The sequence below is a fragment of the Chryseobacterium barbadense genome, from assembly GCF_042849955.1.
GTDB lineage: Bacteria > Bacteroidota > Bacteroidia > Flavobacteriales > Weeksellaceae > Chryseobacterium.
In genome coordinates this window covers 452,681-475,192 of record NZ_BAAFHL010000001.1, presented here as the reverse complement: position 1 = coordinate 475,192, position 22,512 = coordinate 452,681, and the positions used below count along the sequence as shown (strand labels likewise).

Below are 22,512 nucleotides of genomic sequence, written 5' to 3'. Positions count from 1 at the left end.
AAGAAAAACTCAGAGAACACATCGCCTTTTATGATGCTTTCGAAGGCTTCTTTTAATACCGGGAATCCTACCGGAGCGTATGAAATCAAATACCAGACTAACCGAATCCATCCGGAAAACCATTCCGGTTTTATATAATTGTCTAACGCAATTCCTATCAATAACAATACAAAAGAAATGACGGCGGGAAGAAACATCTGAAATGCAGATTGATTTCCCGTATCATGAGAATGGCCATGATCGTGACCATCGTCTTCTGTATGCTGATGTTCTTTTTTAGGTTTTGTACTACAACATTCTTCCATAACTGATAATTTTTAATCAAATTTAGTGGTAAAGTGAATGCAATGCTATTGCAAACTTTCCAGACATTGTTCACAAATTCCTTTCGCAAAAAGCCTTATTTCATCAATCCTGAAATTGGTCTGAATATTGTCAGGGAATGAAATATCTTCCTTACAGGTCGTCTGCTTACAAATTTTGCAGTAAAAATGCAGATGCCAGTCTTTATGGGTTTTCTCATCACACCCATCATGGCATAGCTTATATTTTGTGGTCGTATTTTCCTGTATGCTGTGAACAATCCCTTTTTCTTCAAAGGTTTTCAAAGTTCTGTAAATGGTGGTTCTGTCTGCATTTTCAAAATGATTTTCGATTTCAGAAAGGGAAAGAGCCGTTTCCTGAGAGCTCAGAAAATCATACACCAGAATCCGCATACTGGTGGGCTTGGTATTTTTATCGATGAGTTTATTTTCGATGTCTTTTTTCATGTTCTTTATGAATTAGTGTTCGTGTTCTCCTGAGTTAGCTAGTTTCGCATTGATGAAAAACGCTCCTTTGACTGCAATTTTTGCTCCTTCCGGAATAGATTTTACAGGAGTAATAGCGGTGTATCCCATCTCTGAAGTCCCTTTTACCACTTCTACTCTCTCAAAGTTAACGGTTTTTTTCTCGTCTCCTTCATGGGTTTCTTCGTTTCCTTTATGTCCTTTTTCATGGGTTACCAGAAAAATATAATCTTTTCCATCGGCACTTGTAATCGCGTCATTGGGAACTGCAGGCATGAGCTGATTGCTTAAGCTTACAATGCCTGTTGCGTTCATTCCATCGATCAATCCTGTTTTATTTCCCTTTACCTTACAATGAACAGGAATGGTTTTGCTTTGATTTTCAAACGCGCTTCCAATACTGTATACTTCGGCATCATATTCTTCCACCGGATTATTGGTTAATGTAAAATGAATTTTCTGCCCCGCTTTTATTAATGGAAGGTCTTTTTCAAAAACCTGTAAATCCAGGTGCAGCGAACTGTTATCCACAATTTCCGCAACCGGTGTTGAAACATCAATATAACTTCCGATCTGTAAAAAAACGTTGCTGATGGTTCCGCTGATCGGAGCTGTAACGGCAAGTCCCGATCTCAGATTTTTATTGGAGACGCTTCCCGGGTTGATTCCCATCATCTGAATCTGTCTTTGCAAAGAAGCTCTTCTTGTCCGCAGGGTTTTTAATTCTGCTTCGGCATTCTGGAGGTTTTTCTTAGCTCCCGCATCATTATCAAATAATTCTTTTTGTCTTCTGTATTCCTGCTCTGCAAAAGTGATTCTGCTTGCTGCGGTAAGATAGTCTTCCTGAAGCTGTATAAATTCAGGATTGGCAATAGTGGCAATTACCTGTCCTTTTCTTACAAAATCCCCTACCTGAACGTTCAATGTTTTAATAGCTCCGCCGTATAGAGAAGTTGCGTTTGCTTTATTATTATTAGGAACACTTAATGCACCATTTGCTTTGATAGTCGCAGTAAGTTCTTTCATTTCAATCTGCCCTAAAGCCACTCCTACAGCATTCATTTGTTCTTGGGTAAGCTCAGCCATTCCTGAATTTTCAGTTTCTGAGTGTACCTCGGTTTTTTCTTTCGTTTCATCTGTATTTTCCTTTTTTCCGCAACTAACCAGGAATAGTGATAGAAAGATAATGGTGATGATATTTAATGGTATATTCATTTTATTTGTTGATTAAAGAATTGATATTGATCACAGTCTGGTTCACCTGTTGAATGGATTGAAGATATTTCAGTTCTATATCTGCTGCTGTCCAAAGAGCAAACAAATATTCCACATAGGAAATTTCTCCGGTTTTATATCCTAACTGAGCGGCTTTCACAATACTTTTAGCGTTCGGAACAGCCTGATTGAGATAGTATTCATATTGTATAAAATCCTGCTGATATTGGCTCAACAAATTTTTTAGTTGAGCATCCAATTGCTGCTGCTGAAACTTCGCATTGTTCTCTTCCACCTGCTTTTGGTACTCCAGAGACCGGATTCTTGCTTTCGTTGCTCCAAATGTTAATGGAATAGCTACGCCTACATTCACGGAATTAAACCTGTTTCCTGACCCGTAATATTTTTCCTGGCCGTTCAAGGTGTGAAAACCTATCAGAGACTGATTGGTATATCCGATACTGAAATCCGGCAATCCTTGTGCTTTTTCAACATTTTTATTCTTTTCCAGCACTTCCATATTCTGCTTGAAAATCTGAACGGAAGGATGATTGGCCAGAGCTGCATTATCTAAAAGATTTTCCGCTTTTAATGGTTCATACTGCTTAGAAGACGGAATGGAGATCTCTTCATCGGTATTTAATAGGGCTTTTAAATTTTTATAAGCATTATCCAAATACATGTTGTTTTGTTGCAGTAGAAGATTGATCTCTCCTTTCTGGGTTTCTGCCGTATTAATCTCAATTTTCTTAATATCTCCTGCTTTGAACCTTATGGTAGCAATTCTTATAAAATCCTGATACAAACTATCCAGGTACTCAAGCTTAGATTGGTTATACTGTAAATATTCTATCTGGTAGAAGTAGCTTCTGACTTGTTTGACCAATTCATTTTCAGTTAATTTCTTTTCAATTTCTTTACTTTTGATTTCCTCCTGAATCAATTCTTTTCTGGCTTTAAATAAAGTCGGAAACGGAACAGTCTGAGAGATAGCAAATGACTGGTCAAACTTCGGGCTGTTGTATTGCCCGAGCTGTGCGCTGAAATCCAGCTTTGGAAGTTCTTTGGCAGTAGGTTTCAGTGCTTCTGATGATTGAATATTTAATTCCTTTGCTTTTATGGAAGGATTATTTGTCTGCATCAATTCTATAGCTTCCTCTAAAGAGATCGTCCTTGAATTCTGGGCTTTTACATTTTGTCCTAAAAATAAAAATCCAAACAGAACTATTATTGTAAGAGGTTTTTTGAGCAATCCGCCTTTAATGTTGGAATTAAAAATAATATATAACATAGGCAGTACAAATAGAGTCAGAAATGTTGCAGAAATCAAACCTCCAATCACGACTGTCGCCAAAGGTTTCTGAACTTCCGCACCTGCGCTTGTACTGATGGCCATCGGCAAAAAACCGAGCGAAGCAACCGTTGCGGTCATTAAAACAGGGCGCAGCCTGGTTTTTGTTCCTTCTATTACCCTTGTCATTACATCTGAAACGCCTTCTTTTTTCAATTGATTAAAAGTTCCTATCAGAACGATCCCATTAAGTACGGCAACTCCAAACAAAGCAATAAATCCGACTCCCGCACTTATACTGAAGGGCATTCCTCTTAATAAAAGGGCAAAAACACCGCCGATTGCACTCATTGGAATGGCCGTAAATATTAAAGTTGCCTGTTTAAAGGAGCGGAATGTAAAATATAACAGCATGAAAATTAAAAGGAGCGACACCGGAACGGCAATCATAAGTCGTTGACTTGCTTCTTTTAAATTTTCAAATTGTCCGCCGTATGTAAAATAATAACCTGAAGGAAGCCTGATCTCTTTTGCCAGTTTCTCCTGGATATCTTTCACTACGCTCTCTACATCTCTTCCTTTTACGTTAAAACCAATAACGATTCTGCGTTTTCCGGCTTCGCGGCTTATTTGGGCAGGACCGAGCTTATATTCAATATTGGCGACTTGTGACAGTGGAACCTGTGTTCCGGTATTGGTAGGAATCATGAGGTTGCTTACGTCATCAATATTGGTTCTGTAAAGACTATCCAATCGAACGACCAAATCAAAGCGTCTTTCATTTTCAAAAATCTGACCGGCTGATTTTCCGGCAAAAGCTGTACTGAGGACGTCATTGACATCTTCTACATTCAATCCGTAATTGGCGATGCGTGTTCTGTCGTATGTCACATTGATCTGAGGAAGTCCGCTCACTCTTTCCACTTGTGGAGAGGTTGCTCCATCCACACTTTGAATGACTTTGCTTACTCTGTCTGCATAAGTGGATAAAGTATCCATATTTTCTCCAAAGATTTTTACAGCAACATCCTGTCGGATCCCTGTCATGAGTTCATTAAAACGCATTTGAATAGGCTGATTCTTTTCAAAAAACACTCCCGGAATCACTTCCAGTTTTTCCATCATTTCATCGGCAAGTTCGGTGTACGATTTACCTGATTTCCATTCATTTTGCGGTTTTAATACAATAATCAAATCTGTTGCTTCAGGCGGCATCGGATCTGTAGGTACTTCGGCTGAACCTGTTTTTCCAACGACCATTTTCACCTCATCGAATTGTTTAATGATTCTTGAAGCCTGCATGGAAGTTTCTATGCTTTGAGATAAAGAACTCCCCTGTGGTAAAATACAGTGAAACGCAAAATCACCTTCCTGCAATTGCGGAATAAATTCACCGCCCATTTTGCTGAAAGTAAAGAGTGAGATACCAAAAAGAACCACTGTAACCCCAACAATAGTGTATTTTATTTTAATGGCTTTTTGTAATAACGGCTGGTATTTTTTCTGCAGCCAATTCATCATTTTGTCGGAAAATGTTTCTTTATGAGACCTTTTCTTTGAAAGGAATAACGCACACATCATCGGAATGTAGGTAAGAGAAAGGATTAATGCTCCCAATATTGCAAAACCAACTGTTTTAGCCATTGGTGAAAACATTTTCCCTTCAATTCCCGCTAATGTAAGAATCGGGATATATACGATAAGAATGATGATTTCTCCAAATGCTGCGCTTCCACGGATTTTTGAAGCAGATAAGAATACTTCTTCATCCATTTCACTCTGTGTCAGTTTCTGTATAGATTTCCGCAATCCTAAATGATGGAGTGTTGCTTCCACAATAATTACGGCTCCATCTACAATCAACCCGAAATCTATGGCTCCGAGGCTCATTAAGTTAGCGCTTACTCCGAAAACATTCATCATTCCCAGCGCAAAGAGTAAGGATAATGGTATGGCAGAAGCAACGATTAATCCGGCTCTAAGATTCCCAAGGAACAGAACCAGAACAAAAATGACAATCAATGCACCTTCTATCAGGTTTTTTTCCACAGTTCCAATGGCACGATCTACTAATTCCGTTCTATCTAAAAATGGTTCTATCACCACATCCGCAGGCAGAGATTTTTGAATTGTAGGAATTTTCTCTTTAATTCTGTTAACCACATCATTACTGTTGGCTCCTTTCAGCATCATTACCACTCCACCGACAGCATCGGTTTGTCCGTTATACGTCATTGCTCCATAACGAGTGGCGTTTCCGAAACGAACTTCAGCAACATCTTTAATGAACACCGGAACTAAACCGCTATTTTTTACGGCAATATTTTTAACGTCTTCCAAGGAGGTAGCCAATCCGATTCCACGGATGAAATAAGCATTCGGTTTTTTATCGATATAAGCTCCGCCTGTATTTTGGTTATTCTTTTCGAGAGCGGTGAAAATATCCGTTACACTTATTCCCATGGCTTTGAGGCGATCCGGATTTACGGCCACTTCATATTGCTTCAATTCTCCTCCGAAGCTATTCACCTCTGCAACGCCTTCCGTACCGTATAGTTGCCGGGCAACGATCCAGTCCTGCATGGTTCGGAGGTCTTTCGCATTATATTTTTTTTCGCTGCCTTTTTTAGGGTGTACAATATACTGATATACTTCACCTAACCCTGTACTTACCGGTGCAAGCTCTGGAGTTCCGATTCCTTTTGGAATATTTTCTTCTGCCTGTTTTAATTTTTCATTAATAAGCTGACGGGCAAAATACACATCCACTTTATCTTTAAAAACAACGGTAATGACTGATAAGCCAAACCTAGAAATACTTCTGGTTTCTTCAATGTCGGGAACATTGGCAATGCTTTGCTCAATAGGAAATGTGACCAGCTGTTCGACTTCCTGCCCCGCCAATGTGGGGCATACTGTAATAATCTGTACCTGATTATTGGTGATATCTGGTACGGCATCAATAGGCAATCTGGTAGCACTCCAGATTCCCCAAATGATCAGCAACAAGGTCATTATACCAATAACAATCTTGTTTTGAATACTAAATTTTATGATTTTATCTAACACAATTCGATTTAATTTGTGATTGCTTTAATCGCAAAGTCTGCATGATGGCGTTTCACTTAGCAAAGTTTTAAATGATAGCAATCATTAATGTTATTGAAATTTTACAACTATCATTGAAAAATGACAGTTTGCAAAAATATAAGGAAGAACTGTGCAATGGAATTGCAAAGTTTCATCATACTCAGAAAGATAGTTTTCTGAAAATCAAAACAAATTAAATCTTAGGAGGTTGCCAGATATGGTCATACACCTGGTACGCGAAATTATTCTTCTGAAAAAGGATTTTTTTTGAAAAATATAAATGATCCTTGGCGGGAATATCAATCAACGGTTCCATTTTGAATGCTGCAACGGTTATCTGACAGCAGTTACAGATGCATAACGGAGAACAGATATCACCTTTATCTTTAGAATGGGACTCGTCAAAGCGTAAAGAAATTTCCGTATTGCTTGATCCTGATTGTTTATGCACGTCTGCACAAGGCATTAATGATAATGCCATGAAATAGAATGCTAATATCAATCTCAAAAGGTTCATATTGACAAAGGTAGAATTTTTTAAAGCAATAGCAAATTTATTAGATTTATAGTTTTAATCTTAGAAGGCAAATTAATAAATCTAATCAGTGTGATTTTTTTATATTTTTGCAAAAAATCTATTATGAAAAAAATACTACTCGTTGCAGGAATTCTACTTTCTCATTGTGTTTTTGCACAAACTGCGGACAAATTAATTATTCTTGATACCAGAGACACCAATGCTTTACCATCCACCTATAACCATGAGGTTAAGGCAGAGTTTAAGTTCAGAGACATATTAGGTGCCCCCGGAACAGGAATGTATTCAGGTTTACTTACTATTGCTCCATGGCAGGATAATTCCGGCAATAAACATCACCAGTTAAATTTCAATGATGGTGGAATATTTTACAGAAATGCTTTTCATGCTGATACACAATGGGGAAACTGGAGTAGATTAGTGATGGAGTCTCATGAAGGAAATGTCAGGGTTGGTCTAAATGACAATACTACTTCTTCAGCTACCTTTAGAGTATACAAAAATGAAAATACCCTTATGGAAATTGCTAATTCATCAGGTGTATTTCAGATTGCCAAAGCATCTTGTGCTAATTGTGGCGCAGTCGGAGCGGTTCCTGGAGATACAGTTTTAAGGAATTTAGGTACTACCCACAATATTATTATTTCTATGCCGAATGACAATAACGATGGCTCAACATACATTGGATTTAATGATGTGTTACATGGTACTTGGATTAAGTTTCTTAATAATGCCGTTGCCAAATTCGATGGAAAAATATATGCAAAGGAAGTTGAAGTGAAAGCTAATGTATGGGCCGATTATGTATTCAAAAAAGATTATAAACTTGCTTCATTAGAAGAAGTAGAAAAACATATTGAAGAAAAAGGACATTTACCCAATATTCCTTCTGCTGAAGAAGTTACTAAAAAGGGGATTAACGTAGCTGAGATGGATTCTAAATTACTTGAGAAAATTGAAGAATTGACTCTTTATTCTATTGAGCAAAGTAAAAGGCTTAAACAGCAGTCAGAAAAAATTGAAAAACTGGAAAAGCAGCTAGAAAAACTTCTTTCTAACCAAAAATAACACCATGAAAAGAAAATTATTCTCACTATTCTCTCTGTTTATAGGCTTTTTAGGCTTCTCCCAAACTGAAGTTTACTTCAAATATGATGAAGCCGGAAACCAAAGATACAGAGGAACTAATATCAATGGAAAACAAGCTCCTGAAAAGCTTACCCAAAAACAGACTAAAACAGAAGAATCGATCCTGAAGGAAACCCAAACAGTTGCAACTGTCCAGGAGAAACCGATGGATGAAAAAACATTTTTGAAACAGATCAGGCTTTATCCTGTTCCCGTAAATGATGTTCTTACGATAGACTGGACTGAAGAGGTGGATGATCTTATCAAAACTGTTTCTTTGTATCAGCATAGTACAATTCATTGGAAATTTCAGCAACAGAATATTCCGAGTTTGAAAAGACAATTGAAGATCAATATGTCCGGATATCAGTGGGGTGTATATATTCTACGCTTTACTTTAAAGGACGGCAGGGTTTTTACAAGGAACATCACTAAACGATAAGCTGTTTTTTCATTTATTAATTCATTACATACTAAGAATATGAAAATTCTTTCATCATTTATATTATCCTTTATTTCAATAATAGGATTTGGCCAGACCATTCTGTATCAGCCGGAGAGTGTTTCCAGAACGGTACAGGATCCTCAGACAGTGGTTTTGGCTCAAGGATTTCATGCAACCTCCAGTGTCTCTAATCCGTTTGTAGCAAAAATTGGTCCTGCAACAGAAAATCCGGGAGGAGGACCTACAGATTCTCAGGCGGGAGCTAATAATCCATCAGGAACTACGGCACCTTCGGGACAGAGCTTCCACGATACAAGGGGAAATATTGACATAACCGGGACCGGGCAATTACAATACACATTACCCGTTCCTTTACCTCCGGGAATTAAAAATGTAGCTCCGCAAGTTAATCTTGTTTATACTAGCGGCTCGGGAAATGGCATTGCTGGTTATGGCTGGAATATTTCAGGAATTACTTCTATTTCCAGGAGTGGTAAGAATATTGAAAAAGACGGAGAGGTAAAAGGCATTCAATTAGACTATTCGGATTATTACAGTTTCAATGGCCAGAGATTAATCTTAAAATTGGGGGAATATGGTAAAGATGGTGCCGAATATGTTACTGAAAAATATTCTAATATAAAAATCAAATCTGTTGGAGCTGTTACGGGGCAAGCTTGGCAAGGACCAGAATATTGGGAAGTAACTTTCGAAGATGGTTCTCAAGCTTGGTATGGAGCAACAAGTTCTGGTAGTAGTGAGGCAAGAACTCCTGTAGAGTATAACATTGTTAAATGGAAAGATGCACAAGGTAATTATATTTCTTATCATTACATGCAGACTAAAAACGTTGCTGTAATCTCAGCTATAGAATGGGGAGGCAATCAAACATTAGGAAAATTACATTTTAACGAAATATTATTTAATTACATTTCAAGAGATCTTAAAGAACAAACTTATATAAATGGAACTTCTTTTATTCAAGAGAGATTATTAAGTAATATAATTGTTAATACTAATGCTTCTCTATTTAAAAAATATTTTATTGAATATGGAAACAATGGAACCAATTATCAATTTGTCAACAAAGTAACAGAATATAATTCTGAGAATACAGCTGCTAATCCAGTAATATTCTCATATCCGAACCTAGTTTCATCCCAGGTAGATTATTATGGTGTTCTGCCTTATAATAGTGACTCATTTGATAATGTAAGGCTCACAGGAGATTTTAATGGGGATTCATATCTGGATTTTATTATGAGTAATGGTACAATAAAACTTGGTGCTTTTAATGACGCATACCAAGAAGTTTCTACCAATAAGATTTTTAATGCAGATGCTAAAGTGGTTAATACATTACTGGATGAAGAAGGGCAAATATATAATGGAAACGGAATTGTTCAATACGAAAATAATACTATTACAGGATATATTTTCAGAAACAATACATTTGTTAAAATATTTGAAAAGCCCGTTCAGCCAGTTTGTGTAACATGCACAAATACAGCTACTATAAATGAAGGTGATGTAAATGGAGATGGAATATCGGATATATTTCTTACTTTAATAAGTGGTGCTTTTGTAGATAGATATATTATAGATTTGAAGAATTCAAATACTCCCGTATCTACTTATTCAGGAGGTTTTGCTTTTAACGAAAATTCTTATACAAATCAAAAATATATGGATGTTGACGGTGATGGAAAAGTTGAAATTATTAATATTTCAAATACAGACTACACAGTATTCGAGTTTGTAAAAACATCTCCTACTCAATATCTAAAAAAAATAAAATACACAGAGAGCTTATCAGAAACAAAAGACCCTAATTTCCCTGTACTCTTTGGTGATTTTAATGGGGATGGAAATCTGGACTTTACCATCCCTGTTACAGATAACCAGAGTTCGGACAATTGGAGATTTTATTTAGGAACAGAAAATGGTTTTCAAAATACTCTAAAAACGAATTTCCTTAAATACAGGAAACCAGCAGAAACATCACCTTTGGCATTAATTGACTATCATTTTTATTCTATTTCAGATATCAATAAAGATGGCAAGTCAGATATAGTCTTTATTTATTCTAAAAATAGTGTTGGAGCTGTAGGTACCAGCGGAAACGCACTTTGGAGAACTTTACAGTATGAGGTTAAAACGATGCTCGCCAATGGAGGTACAGATTTTATAAATGGATTCAATACTACAAGCCCTTCCTATAATGTCGGAGGAGCTGAATATGGTTTATTTCAACCTTTAACCTATCCAATTAAATCAAATAATAATTATTATGATATCTTCATATTCAAAAATACAAGGGTACACAAATACAGGGCCCAAACTTCATTAGCTGAACTATCCAGAATTCAATCAATTAACCAAGCAGGCGTTACAACTTCTGTAAAATACTTAGAAGTCATTTCCGATAATACAACTAATCCTGACTTTTATAAAAAAACAAAAAAAGAATTTTATCCTTATTTTTCATTGCCTCGTGCAGACCAGTCTTTTATAGTTGCACAATTTTTACAAGAAGGGAAAAAACAAGATTTCAGATATAGGGGGATGACGGGGCATATGCAAGGGAAAGGAATGGTAGGATATTATCAGACTGCCCGCTCTTCTTGGTATGCTGATGGATTTGAAAATACCAAAATATGGTCCGGAGTGGAAATTGATCCGCTAAATGAAGGAGTTCCAGTAAAAGAATGGGCAATCAGGACTAATGATGAAGCTAAGATTTTCCCTGCTGATATTTCTGAGAACAATGCACAGTTATTAAGTTTTAAATCTACAACTTATCAAACGGATAAATTACTAAACGGACAAGTGGTAACCACCATTAATGATGCTGATAAACCTAAGGTTGTAACAGCTATTATTCCGAAAAGTAATTTAAGTAAAGACTTTTTAACCAATACGGTTACTTCAGGTACGATTACTTATGGTGAATATTATCTTCCATCACAAAGTGTTTCCAATGTTAACAATAATTATGCAGTAACTACTTCAACCTTTGACTATATACATAATATTTCCGGAACGGGTTCCGATTATTATATTGGGCGTCCAAAATCCAAAACAGATGTAATTCAAGCTTATGGAGACACCAAATCTGCTAAACAAGAATACACTTACGAAAATAATCTCCTAAAAACATTAAAAACATGGAACAGAGATAACACTGGCTATTTACAGGAAACCTATACTTATGATGGATTTGGAAATATTACCCAAAAGATAGTAAGCAACAGCACTGATTCTCAAACCCAGACAGAAACAAATCAATATGAGCCTAAAGGAAGATTTGTTATTAAAAAAACGGATAATTTAGGATTAGAAACCAATATTGAATATAATGATTGGGGACAGATAAAAAAACAAATCGATCCTTTAGGAAATACTCTTGTTAATACCTATGATTCTTGGGGTAAAATATTAACTTCAAAAACAAACTTAGAAGGTACTACAACCTATCAGTACGAAAGAGATAATAACTCCAATATTATTGTTACCCAATATAATGCAGATGGTGATGTATCCAAGAAGTTTACCAATAAGCTAGGACAAGAATATAAAGTTTCCACCAAAGCCTTTGGACAAGGTCAATTTGTTTCCAAAGAAACTCAGTATGATGTATTGAGTAGAAAAATAGCTGAAAGTGAGCCTTATTTTGATGGACAAAGTGCAAACAACTGGAATATTATCGCTTATGATGATTCTGTATTTCCTTCAAAGGTTACTGCTACGGCATTTAATAGTAAACAGATAGAAACAACAGTTTCCGGCTTAATAACAACAGTAAAAGAACTTAACGGATATGGAAGGATCACTTCTAAAACAAACGATGTATTAGGAAATGTGGTTTCTTCCACAGATAAGGGCGGAACGATCCAGTTTACCTATAATGCAGCCGGGGAGCAGATCAAGGCTCAGTATGCGGAAAATATTGTGACTACTAAGTATGATGTCTGGGGAAGAAAATCTGAATTCAATGATCCTTCCAACGGAACTTATAAATATGAGTATGATGGATTTGGCCAACCGAAGAAAATCACCAGTCCGAAAGGAACTAAAGAATATACTTACAACAATTTAGGCCAGCTGATCTCTCAAAGAGAACTTTCCACTACTGATGGTGGGCAAGCTACGGATAAAACGATTACTTATACTTATGATGATAAAGGAAGGGTAACTTCAAGATCCGGAACATCCAAAGGAAAAGCTTACAGCTCTAATGTTGTGTATGATCCTCAGGGAAGACTGTTGTCTTCATCGGAAAGCAGTAATGGGAAATACTATATCCAAAAAGGGATTACCTATGATGATATGGGAAGGGTTATCTCTTATGAAAAGAGCCTTTATTCTTCAGGAGTACTGACTAAAGTAAATATAGAGAATATATACAGTACCTGGAATGGGGAATTGAGTCAGGTAAAAGATAAGAATTCGGGTAAAGTATTATGGTCTTTGATAGAAACCAATGCTAAAGGTCAGATATTAAGAGCTAATCTTGGAAAATCTAAGATTTATAATACGTATGATGGCAATGGTTTCTTAACAGAAATTGATCATCAGCATTGGATGCAGTTACAGGGAACACCTAGTATTCTTCAAATCAATTATACTTTTGATGCCATTAAGAATGAGTTGAAAAGCAGAAATACATTAGGAGATTTCAATATCCTGGAAGAGTTTGATTATGATGACAACAATCGTCTGGTTAACTGGACCAATCCTGTAACAGGTATTAAACCAACGAGCAATAGGAATGTTTATGATGTCAAAGGAAGAATCTTGGAGAATGACCAGGTAGGAACCATCAAGTTTGAGAACCCTGCTAAGGTATATCAAGCAACAGGAATGACTTTAAATGCGGCAGGAACTCAAAACTATAATAATGATCTGATCCAAAGCATAGCTTACAATGAGAATAATGATCCGGTATTCATTGATGGTGAAAAAGGAGATGTAGCCTTTCAATATGGACTTTCCAGTATGAGACAGAGAGTAACCTATGGAGGCAACTTTAGCATTGATAATGATGGCAAGTTTACTAAATTCTACAGTGAGGATGGAAGTTTTGAAATCCTTAAGGATAATGTAACCGGAAAAGAGAAACATATTCTTTATATTGGAGGAACGCCTTATGCAAGTAATATCATTTACCTGAAGAATTATGATGATGCTACAGGATCTTACAAATTCTTACATAAAGATTATCTGGGAAGTATTTTGGCGATCAGTGATGAAGATGGCAATAAGCTGGAGCAGAGACATTTTGATGCATGGGGTAATTTTACTCATTTGCAAATAGGAAATGGACCAATCATTACAGATAAAAATATTATTAACACAACTTCGTTATTAGTAGACAGAGGATATACGAGTCATGAGCATTTTGCAGAGGTAGGTATTATTCACATGAATGGCAGATTGTATGATCCATTACTAAGAAGATTCTTAAATGCAGATGAAAACATTCAGGATTCTTACAATACTCAGAATTACAATAAATATGGGTATGTACTCAATAATCCTTTGATGTTTAATGATCCAAGCGGAGAAATTTGGGAAGCAGGTCTTTTATTGACATTCTTAGCTTATGCTATACCTGCTGCGGCTATTGGCATAGCAGTAGCCGTAACTGTATATACTGTTCAAGCATTCATGAATAACAATTGGTCATTGGAAGGTTTTACAAAATCTATTTTGTTTGGAGCAGTCACAGGATTTGTATCTGGGGGATTGGGACATATTTTTACAGCTGGCGGCTTTTGGACAATTGTTGCAAATGGGGCATTAGCAGGTGCGGGAAGTGGTGGCGTAACAGCTCTTTTAACTGGACAGAATTTCATTGAAGGGTTAGCTAAAGGCGCCGTAATGGGGGGAGCCGTAGCCGGATTAGGTTGGGTGGTTGGAAAAACTGTTACCTATTATAGATCAAAAACTCCAAATACCATAACTTCTACTGAATTAGAAAATGCTGGTTATGATTTATCTGACACTTCCTTCGACGATTATTATACCACCGATAAACAAGTTCAAAATGACTTTAATTTAACAACTGGAGATTATCAAGCTTCTGTAGACAATATCAATACTGAATATAAAGTAGCAACAAGCCAAAATATTCCTAAAGGATTTAGTCTTACAGATAGACACCAGATCTGGACTGACAACCCAAAAGAAGATGGATATGTACTGGGTATTACAACTAACAGAAATAAAAATTTGTGGGAATTTTTAGTTAAAGGACAAAAATCATCAGTACTAATTGCTCCAAATCTAGGGCTAAAAAGTAATTTTTTAAAGCAAGCTGTTTTTGGCCATGAATACATCCATGCCTATCACAGATATATTGGTTTAATGGCTAAGTATGGGAAAAAATATTCAGATTACACTGAATCTTCTGCTTATCATTTTAGTATTAATTTACTAAAACATAAAGGACAGGATTATAGTGCTATTTTGAATCAGTTTTATAATTATGGAGCCAAATTTCCAGGAGTCTTTAACTGGACTGCAGCTATTAACAACATCGTGAATTTTAAAAAATAAATCATGAAATATTTGACATCCATATTTTTTGTCTTGATAGTGAATTGTAAACAAGAAAAAAATATCGTAACAGAAAATGATATTATAAGTATAATCCATCAGAGTAATAATATTGTAAACAATATAACCGGCAATTACTATATTCTTGATAAGAGATTTAAGAATCCTGGCAAGCATAGCCTAACAATGACAGCTAATGATATTAGTTTAATTAAGAAAAAAATTATCAAAGAAGATATATATAAATTAGAAGATTCTTTAAAGTTTATTAAATCATGTAAAGTGGCTTGTCTTTCAGAAATTACAATATTATATAAGTCCGGTAAAAAACAATATTTTATTTTTGATAATTACCATTATAAAGATAATTTCAATAATAGATCTTACAAAAAAATTGTAAACTTAGAAGCATTAATAGCGAAAATAATAATGAAAAAGAAAATTGATCCTGAATCTATAAACGTAAGCTTCTAAAATAATTTTAACAGCCATTGCAATGCAATGGCTGTTTTCTTATAAATTCGGGTTGTTCTCAATCTCTTTCTGTGGAATGGTAAAAAGGTAATACCTGCTGTTTGGAGCAAATGCAGACTGATCCGGAAAAGCAAAAATGGTATGGCCTCTTCCATTAACTGTCTTTATAGTCCCGTTTGGTGTGGTTACCTGAACCTGTATCGGCTGCCCGTTTGCATTGACATAAGGTTTTCTCACCACGGTTCCCTGTGTTCTGATAATATCTGATAATGAAAATCCTTCTCCGAAGAGCTCTTTTCTTCGTTCAATTAAAACTTCCTTAATCACTGCATCCTGTGCTAAAGAGCCACTGTAAAGATTTGCATTCCGGGCAGATTTCAATTGGTTCAAAACGGTTACAGCATTGGTAACGTTTCCGTTTCTGGCTTCCGCTTCGGCTTCTATCAAGTACATTTCAGCGGATCTCATCAATACAATATCGGCAATCAGGGTGGCTTTAAATTTAAATTTAGCATATCTCAACAGTCCTTCTCTTCCGGGTAAACCATCCCATTGGAATAATTGATAACGGATATCATTGGTGTCAAATAAATCTTTAAAATAAGGATCTGCCATAAAGCTGTAATAATAGCTTCCTGAAGATGAAACATCTAAATAATGAAAAGCATAACTTTCACCTGACTGTTCCTGAGTCTGGCCATGTCCCCAAATCCATTCTCCATTGCCGATATCATTGAAACCTTCTTTATATTTCTCGGGAACCATTAACGGATATCCGGTTCTGGCCACTTTTGCTGCAGCAATGGCTTTACTCCATTCTCCTGTATTTAAATAGGTTCTAGCCAACAATCCATTCACCACTGAGCGGTCAATTTTATCTTTGTTATTTCTTGTATAGTTTTGCAGTAGATTATCAGCATCCGTTAAATCACTTTTAATCAACGTATAGATTTCTTCAAGACTTGCTTTCGGCTTTCCAACGGAATTTATAGTGGTAGGCTCTGTATATACCGGAACGGTTAAAGCGTTTTTGTCTTTCAGATAACTGAACTGATAAAAGCTTGCCAGATTTAAATAACAAAATGCTCTCAATGCTTTCGCCTGACCTTTTACCTGATCTTTTTTTGCCTGGCTTCCTTCCACTACATCTATTCTGCTTATTACATTATTCATATTATTGATAGTAGAATACAGTGCATTCCAAATGAAAAGTGAACGGCTCCCGGTATTGTTCACCAAGTCCGTGAATGCATAAGCAGAAGGAAAACCGTACTTATTCGTTAAAACAGCAACGTCACTTCCCATGGCATCGCTCGTTCTCAGTACTGTGGAATACCCTATATTGGCATACGTAGGTCCATCATCATTTAATTTTGCCCAGGCTCCGTTGATTACGGTTTCCGCACTTTCTGCTGTTTTAAAAACTTCTGCTTCATTGGCCTGGTTGGTAGGTGCTGTTTCCAGATCACTTTCACAGCTCAATATAGAAAGATTAAGTAATAATGATAAGGACAGATATACTATTTTTTTCATGTTTTCAAATTTTAAGATTGTTAAAGAGTTGCCTGAAGGCCAAAAGTTATCGTTCTCATCGCAGGATATCTGTAATAAGTTGTTCCGTCTAATGTTTGCTCCGGATCCATTCCTTTATGCTTGTAGAATGTTAACAGGTTTTCCGCCTGAAGGTAAATCCTGAATTTTTTCAGTCCTATTCTTTCGAAATAATCGGATGGCAAAGTATATCCCAGGCTTACATTTTTCACTCTCGCATACGTTCCGGAATATAAAAACCTTGAAGATACTGACGTCCAGTTATTGGTCGTTGTACTTAAAGCAGGCACATCGGTATTCGTATTTTCAGGAGTCCATCTGTTCAGAATTTCCGAACTCCATGCTCTACCGCCTGAGCTTCCGTTATGCATAATCATCGTATAATCGGTATCCAGAATTTTTCCACCGATGCTGAATGTCAATAACCCTGAGAAATCAAAGTTTTTATAAATGATACTGGTCGTAATTCCACCTATTAATTTTGGAAGGGAGGAACCCTGTAACGTTTTGGTCGCTTTTGCATATTCTGAAGTAGTTCCTTCCACAGTATTTCCATTGGCATCCTTAGAGATGGTTCTCCATAAAGGTTTTCCGTTACTCGGGTCTACTCCTACCCATTCAGGAATGAAGAAATCATAAATGGAACCTCCTACCTGTAAAAGCTTTGTTCCGCTGACAATGGAGCCTTTCGGAAGTTTCGTAATTTCATTTTTCAAAGTACTTAAGTTGACATCAACATCCCACTGGAAATCATCATTCTTAATTGGTGTTGTGAATAGGGAAAACTCAAATCCTGTATTCTTTAATTCTCCGATGTTTGCCTGGAAACCGCTGAAGCCTAAAGATGGTGCTAAAGGCATTTCAAACAGAAGGTCTTTACTCTGACGCTGGAAGTATTCTACATTTCCTTTAATTCTGTTTTTAAGGATGGCAAATTCTAACCCGACGTTTAAATTGAGGTTGGTTTCCCATTTCAGATCCGGAGTAGGAAGTCTGCTTGCAACAGTTCCCGGTTCTCCAAGATTATTGTAAAATGCATATAAGCTTTGATATGCATAATAGGTACTTAGTTTATCATTTCCTTGTCCTCCATAACTCGCACGCAGGGTAAGCTGATTAAAAACATTCAGGTTTTTGATAAAATCCTCATTTGACGCCTTCCATGACCCTCCCACAGACCAAAATGTTCCCCATCTGTTATCCGGAGAAAATCTTGATGACCCATCTGCTCTTACTGATCCGGAAACGAAATATTTATTTTTATAATCATATTCTATTTTTCCTAAAAAGCTCAGTAATCCTAATTTATCACTATTCCCGCTAAAACTGCCTAATAAAGCGGCTGCATCCGGCTCATAATAATATGGAAGTGAGAATTGGCTTCTGCTTCCGGATATGGTTTGATATTCATAATGATAAAATTCCTGACCAGCCAGAACGTTAAAGTGATGCTGGCTTAACTTTTTATCATAAGTTAAAATATTACTTGTGGTGTAAGATAGTGTTCTTGAATTAGTCTTGGTAACTGATCCCCCGATTTCGCTTCCCTCTCCTATCAAAGGGTTTGTATAATAATGTCCATTATAGTTAACCAAATCAATGGAAAAACTCGACTTAAATTTTAGTTCAGGCAAAAAAGTAAAGTCTAAAAATCCTTTTCCCGAAAAATTATCTTCTCTGTTTTCATTTTTGTCTAAAGGTAAAGTGGCTGCTGCGTTCTCATTCTGCAATGCACTTGTAGGTCTGTATTTTCCGAAATCATAGATATAATTTCCATTGGCATCCAGCTTATAGCTTCCATCTGCATTCCTTTCATAATAAGGGTAGAAAGAAGGGATTACCCTAGCTGCATTAATAATATTATCCGTTCTGGAATCTGAAGAAGGAGGTGCTTGTTGAAGACTGTTGGTATAGCTTAAATTAGCTCCTACATTTAACCATTTTTTTACTTCCGTATTTATTTTTAAACGGGTACTGTACTTTCTGAAACCGGACTCAATAGCGATTCCTTTATCATCCAGATATCCTAATGAAAAATAATAGTTGCTTTTTTCACTTCCCCCACTGAAATCCAGATCTACCTGGTTTCTCGAAGCCACTCTTTGCAGAATATCTCTCCAGTCATCATTCCATAATGCTTTTGCTCCAGGTAAAAGTTTCCCATCGGTTCCTACAGGTTTGGCGTAGTTTACTCCATAGGGATTAATTCCCAAAGCATTCACCAGGTTGTCCGTTGCCATTTGCGCTGCTTGCTGCGATGAGATCTGACTGGATTTATATCCATTTCTCAATGCCTCCCAATACAGCTCAAAGTACTGATCTGTACTTACTTGTTCATAGTCTTTCACCGCTCTTGTTGAAAAACCCTGACTGATATTGAAGTTAATTCTTGCCTCTCCTTTCTTGCCTGATTTTGTGGTAATAATAATCACTCCATTGGCTCCTCTTGATCCATATAATGAACTTGCCGTTGCGTCTTTAAGCACACTTATGGATTCGATGTCATTTGGACTTATGGAATTGATATTTCCATCAAAAGGAATTCCGTCTACTACAAATAAAGGATTGCTGGATGCGCTTACCGATCCTATTCCACGGATCCGGATGGATGCTACAGAACCCGGTTGCCCCGAAGCACTCACCGCCTGAAGTCCGGGAACCTGTCCTTCCAATGCCTTTGTTATATTCGTTACAGGTCTGTTATTGATTTTTTCACTGGAAATGGTTGCTACTGATCCCGTGTAACTTGTTTTTTTAGCTTTACCATAAGCTACAATAACCACTTCATCAATATTTTTCTCCTGGATTGTATCCTTATCGGATTTTATTTCCTGACCCTGCAATATACTTCCAAAGAAGAATACAGCAATTGAAGGCAGCCAAGATTTCGAAATAATTAATTTATTGTTAATCATAATCAATTTTATTTATCATATATTAAAATTTAACCCTTTGCAGAAAAAACAGCAAAGGGCATCCATAGATATGATTCACCTAATGCTTATTTTTCCTTTTAAAGGCTGAATGTAACACCTTGCATATAGGCAGGTTGTTAAGATTTCACAGGTTCAGTTCCCTCCATCTTTCTTTATAAGCCGATCGAAATATGTTGCAAAGCTAAAAACAAAAAGTCTACAAAACAAGTAGACTTTTAAAATACCATTGAACTCATTTATGAAAAATTAACTTAAAATTGTTTAAAACGCGATAAAATAGCCCTTTAGGGCCATTAAAAAATTCTCAAACATGACAAAAATCATTAAAAATAATATAATCGACACTTATAGTATTCTTCTTAAATTTTAAAGCTTCAATTAAAAAATTTTCTATTTTTATACTATGAAAATTTTAATTGTTAACGGCCCTAATTTGAATCTTTTAGGAACCAGGGAGCCTGAAATTTACGGAAGCACTTCCATGGAAAATTATTTGGAAAAGTTGAAATCAGAGTTTCCAGCCTATAATCTTACTTATTATCAATCCAATATTGAAGGGGAAATTATTGACAGGCTTCAACAAGATGATTTTGATGCTCTCATTATCAATCCGGGAGCTTATACACATTATTCTTATGCAATTGCTGATTGCTTAAAGAATATTCAGAAGTCCAAAGTAGAGGTTCACATCAGCAATATTTACAAAAGGGAAGAGTTTCGACAGAAATCGGTGACAGCGGCTCATACTGATTCCGTTTTATCCGGTTTTGGAATGCATGGCTATAGATTAGCAATACAAAGCCTCACTGAAAATAAATAAAATAAAAAGCCTCATCGTTGATGAGGCTTTTTTAGTTGTATGATTAGATAGTTTGTTCTTGTAATTGAGGTCCGGAAGCAACCAATTTTTTACCTTCTTCTGTATTGCAATACTGTTCGAAGTTTTTGATATATCTTGAAGCTAAATCTTTTGCTTTTTCTTCCCATTCTGCAACATCAGCATAAGTTTCTCTTGGGTCCAGGATCCCTTCAGAAACATTTGGCAATGCTGTAGGAATTTCAAGATTCATAATTGGAACTCTTGTTTTAGGAGCATTTTCGATAGATCCGTCGATGATCGCATCAATGATTGCTCTTGTATCTTTAAGAGAAATTCTCTTTCCTGTCCCATTCCATCCTGTATTTACCAAATATGCCTTAGCTCCGTGCTCTTTCATTTTACCAATCAACGTTTTAGAATACATCGTTGGGTGTAAGGTAAGGAACGCTTCACCAAACGCCGGAGAGAAAGATGGTTCCGGTTCAGTAATTCCTCTTTCAGTACCTGCCAATTTGGAAGTATATCCACATAAGAAGTGATACTGCGCCTGATTTTCATCTAAAACAGAAACCGGAGGCAATACTCCGAATGCATCAGCAGACAGGTATACGATTTTCTTAGCATGTCCTGCTTTGGAAGGCAAAACTATTTTATTGATATGATAAATCGGATAAGAAACTCTTGTATTTTCAGTGATTGAACCATCCGTATAGTCAGCAACCCCATTGTTTACGACCACATTCTCAAGAAGAGCATCTCTCTTGATCGCTCTGAAAATATCCGGTTCTTTTTCTGCGGACAGATCAATTACTTTAGCATAACATCCACCTTCATAATTGAACACTCCGTTGTTATCCCAACCGTGCTCATCATCCCCGATCAGGTATCTCTTAGGATCTGCAGATAAGGTTGTTTTACCAGTTCCTGACAAACCGAAGAATAGAGCTACATCCCCATCTTCACCAACGTTTGCCGAACAATGCATAGAAGCCATACCTTTTAGCGGAAGGTAATAGTTCATGATGGCAAACATTCCTTTTTTCATTTCTCCACCATACCAAGTACCGCCGATAATTTGAACTTTTTCAGTAAGATCAAACATAATGAAATTTTCAGAGTTCAATCCCTGTGCTTCCCAATTCGGGTTGGTCGTTTTAGAACCATTGATTACTGTGAAATCTGGTTCACCGAAGTTTTCCAATTCATAATGAGAAGGACGGATGAACATATTCGTAACGAAATGAGCCTGCCAAGCCACTTCAACAATGAATCTCACTTTTAATCTGGTATCTACATTGGTTCCACAAAAAGCGTCAACCACATAAATTTTCTTAGATGTAGAAAGCTGATCTAACACTAATCCTTTACAAGATTGGAAAATTTCCGGAGTGGTAGGCAAGTTTACTTTACCATCCCAGAAAATAGTGTCTCTTGAAACATCATCCTGAACAATATATCTGTCTTTAGGTGAACGACCTGTGAAAATTCCTGTTTTTACTGATACCGCACCAGATTCTGTAAGCTCAGCTCTTTCAAAGCCTTGATTTTCAGGAGAAACTTCAGCCTGATATAATTCTTCGTAAGAAGGATTATAAATTACCTCGTAGTCTCCTTTAATCCCTAATTTTTGTAAATCCTGGATGATTTTAGCGTTTTTCATTTTACTTATATTTTC

12 protein-coding genes and 1 riboswitch are annotated in these 22,512 nt (G+C 36.4%); of the genes, 5 read left to right on the top strand and 7 right to left on the bottom strand.

Features of this window, described 5'->3' with window-relative positions; genetic code table 11:
• Nucleotides 1-350: 350 nt before the first annotated feature.
• From ACGHIN_RS02165 to ACGHIN_RS02150, 4 genes are all read right to left on the bottom strand, one after another.
• Nucleotides 351-770, bottom strand: coding sequence for a Fur family transcriptional regulator (locus ACGHIN_RS02165; RefSeq protein WP_390450406.1), 420 nt, complete (start codon nt 768-770; stop codon nt 351-353).
• Nucleotides 771-782: 12 nt separating this feature from the next.
• Nucleotides 783-2,003: an efflux RND transporter periplasmic adaptor subunit gene (locus ACGHIN_RS02160; protein WP_390450404.1), complete on the bottom strand. Its 1,221-nt coding sequence runs from the start codon at nt 2,001-2,003 to the stop codon at nt 783-785.
• Nucleotide 2,004: 1 nt separating this feature from the next.
• Complete coding sequence (locus ACGHIN_RS02155) at nt 2,005-6,363, bottom strand: CusA/CzcA family heavy metal efflux RND transporter (RefSeq protein WP_390450402.1); 4,359 nt, start codon at nt 6,361-6,363, stop codon at nt 2,005-2,007.
• Between the two features lie 214 nt (nt 6,364-6,577).
• Nucleotides 6,578-6,901 (bottom strand): DUF6660 family protein, encoded by a 324-nt coding sequence (locus ACGHIN_RS02150; RefSeq protein WP_390450401.1) that lies wholly within the window; start codon nt 6,899-6,901, stop codon nt 6,578-6,580.
• A gap of 123 nt (nt 6,902-7,024) precedes the next feature.
• On the opposite strand from ACGHIN_RS02150, the gene ACGHIN_RS02145 reads away from it, so the two are divergent.
• Genes ACGHIN_RS02145 through ACGHIN_RS02130 form a run of 4 tightly spaced genes read left to right on the top strand, consistent with a single transcriptional unit; the run spans nt 7,025 to nt 15,530 of the window.
• Nucleotides 7,025-7,990, top strand: coding sequence for a cell wall anchor protein (locus ACGHIN_RS02145; RefSeq protein WP_390450400.1), 966 nt, complete (start codon nt 7,025-7,027; stop codon nt 7,988-7,990).
• Between the two features lie 4 nt (nt 7,991-7,994).
• A complete protein-coding gene (locus tag ACGHIN_RS02140; RefSeq protein ID WP_390450398.1) occupies nt 7,995-8,492 on the top strand; it encodes a hypothetical protein in 498 nt (165 codons plus the stop codon).
• Nucleotides 8,493-8,531: 39 nt separating this feature from the next.
• On the top strand, nt 8,532-15,056 hold the full coding sequence (locus tag ACGHIN_RS02135) for an RHS repeat-associated core domain-containing protein (RefSeq protein WP_390450396.1): 6,525 nt from the start codon (nt 8,532-8,534) through the stop codon (nt 15,054-15,056).
• A 3-nt stretch (nt 15,057-15,059) separates the two neighbouring features.
• A complete protein-coding gene (locus tag ACGHIN_RS02130; protein ID WP_390450394.1) occupies nt 15,060-15,530 on the top strand; it encodes a hypothetical protein in 471 nt (156 codons plus the stop codon).
• Nucleotides 15,531-15,569: 39 nt separating this feature from the next.
• Here ACGHIN_RS02130 and ACGHIN_RS02125 read toward each other — a convergent pair whose 3' ends face one another.
• The gene (locus ACGHIN_RS02125; RefSeq protein ID WP_390450393.1) at nt 15,570-17,063 is read right to left on the bottom strand and encodes a RagB/SusD family nutrient uptake outer membrane protein; all 1,494 of its coding nucleotides are present in this window, start codon (nt 17,061-17,063) and stop codon (nt 15,570-15,572) included.
• Nucleotides 17,064-17,083: 20 nt separating this feature from the next.
• Nucleotides 17,084-19,996, bottom strand: a complete 2,913-nt coding sequence (locus ACGHIN_RS02120; RefSeq protein ID WP_390450391.1) for a SusC/RagA family TonB-linked outer membrane protein — start codon at nt 19,994-19,996, stop codon at nt 17,084-17,086.
• Between the two features lie 83 nt (nt 19,997-20,079).
• A riboswitch (SAM riboswitch) is annotated at nt 20,080-20,178 on the bottom strand.
• 242 nt (nt 20,179-20,420) lie between these two features.
• Between ACGHIN_RS02120 and ACGHIN_RS02115 the strand changes: the two genes are divergently transcribed.
• Nucleotides 20,421-20,837 carry a type II 3-dehydroquinate dehydratase gene (locus tag ACGHIN_RS02115; RefSeq protein ID WP_390450389.1) on the top strand — a complete coding sequence of 139 codons (417 nt, stop codon included), beginning with the start codon at nt 20,421-20,423 and terminating at the stop codon, nt 20,835-20,837.
• 43 nt (nt 20,838-20,880) lie between these two features.
• Here the strand turns inward: ACGHIN_RS02115 and pckA are convergent, their stop codons facing one another.
• Nucleotides 20,881-22,497: a phosphoenolpyruvate carboxykinase (ATP) gene (gene pckA, locus ACGHIN_RS02110; protein ID WP_390450387.1), complete on the bottom strand. Its 1,617-nt coding sequence runs from the start codon at nt 22,495-22,497 to the stop codon at nt 20,881-20,883.
• Nucleotides 22,498-22,512 lie beyond the last annotated feature (15 nt).

Excerpts from the sequence above, each read along its gene's own strand:
- ACGHIN_RS02125 (WP_390450393.1), bottom strand. The coding sequence starts at position 17,063 with ATGAAAAAAATAGTATATCTGTCCTTATCATTATTACTTAATCTTTCT.
- pckA (WP_390450387.1), bottom strand. The coding sequence starts at position 22,497 with ATGAAAAACGCTAAAATCATCCAGGATTTACAAAAATTAGGGATTAAA.
- ACGHIN_RS02135 (WP_390450396.1), top strand. The coding sequence starts at position 8,532 with ATGAAAATTCTTTCATCATTTATATTATCCTTTATTTCAATAATAGGA.
- ACGHIN_RS02145 (WP_390450400.1), top strand. The coding sequence starts at position 7,025 with ATGAAAAAAATACTACTCGTTGCAGGAATTCTACTTTCTCATTGTGTT.
- ACGHIN_RS02120 (WP_390450391.1), bottom strand. The coding sequence starts at position 19,996 with ATGATTAACAATAAATTAATTATTTCGAAATCTTGGCTGCCTTCAATT.
- ACGHIN_RS02150 (WP_390450401.1), bottom strand. The coding sequence starts at position 6,901 with ATGAACCTTTTGAGATTGATATTAGCATTCTATTTCATGGCATTATCA.
- ACGHIN_RS02160 (WP_390450404.1), bottom strand. The coding sequence starts at position 2,003 with ATGAATATACCATTAAATATCATCACCATTATCTTTCTATCACTATTC.
- ACGHIN_RS02130 (WP_390450394.1), top strand. The coding sequence starts at position 15,060 with ATGAAATATTTGACATCCATATTTTTTGTCTTGATAGTGAATTGTAAA.
- ACGHIN_RS02165 (WP_390450406.1), bottom strand. The coding sequence starts at position 770 with ATGAAAAAAGACATCGAAAATAAACTCATCGATAAAAATACCAAGCCC.
- ACGHIN_RS02115 (WP_390450389.1), top strand. The coding sequence starts at position 20,421 with ATGAAAATTTTAATTGTTAACGGCCCTAATTTGAATCTTTTAGGAACC.
- ACGHIN_RS02140 (WP_390450398.1), top strand. The coding sequence starts at position 7,995 with ATGAAAAGAAAATTATTCTCACTATTCTCTCTGTTTATAGGCTTTTTA.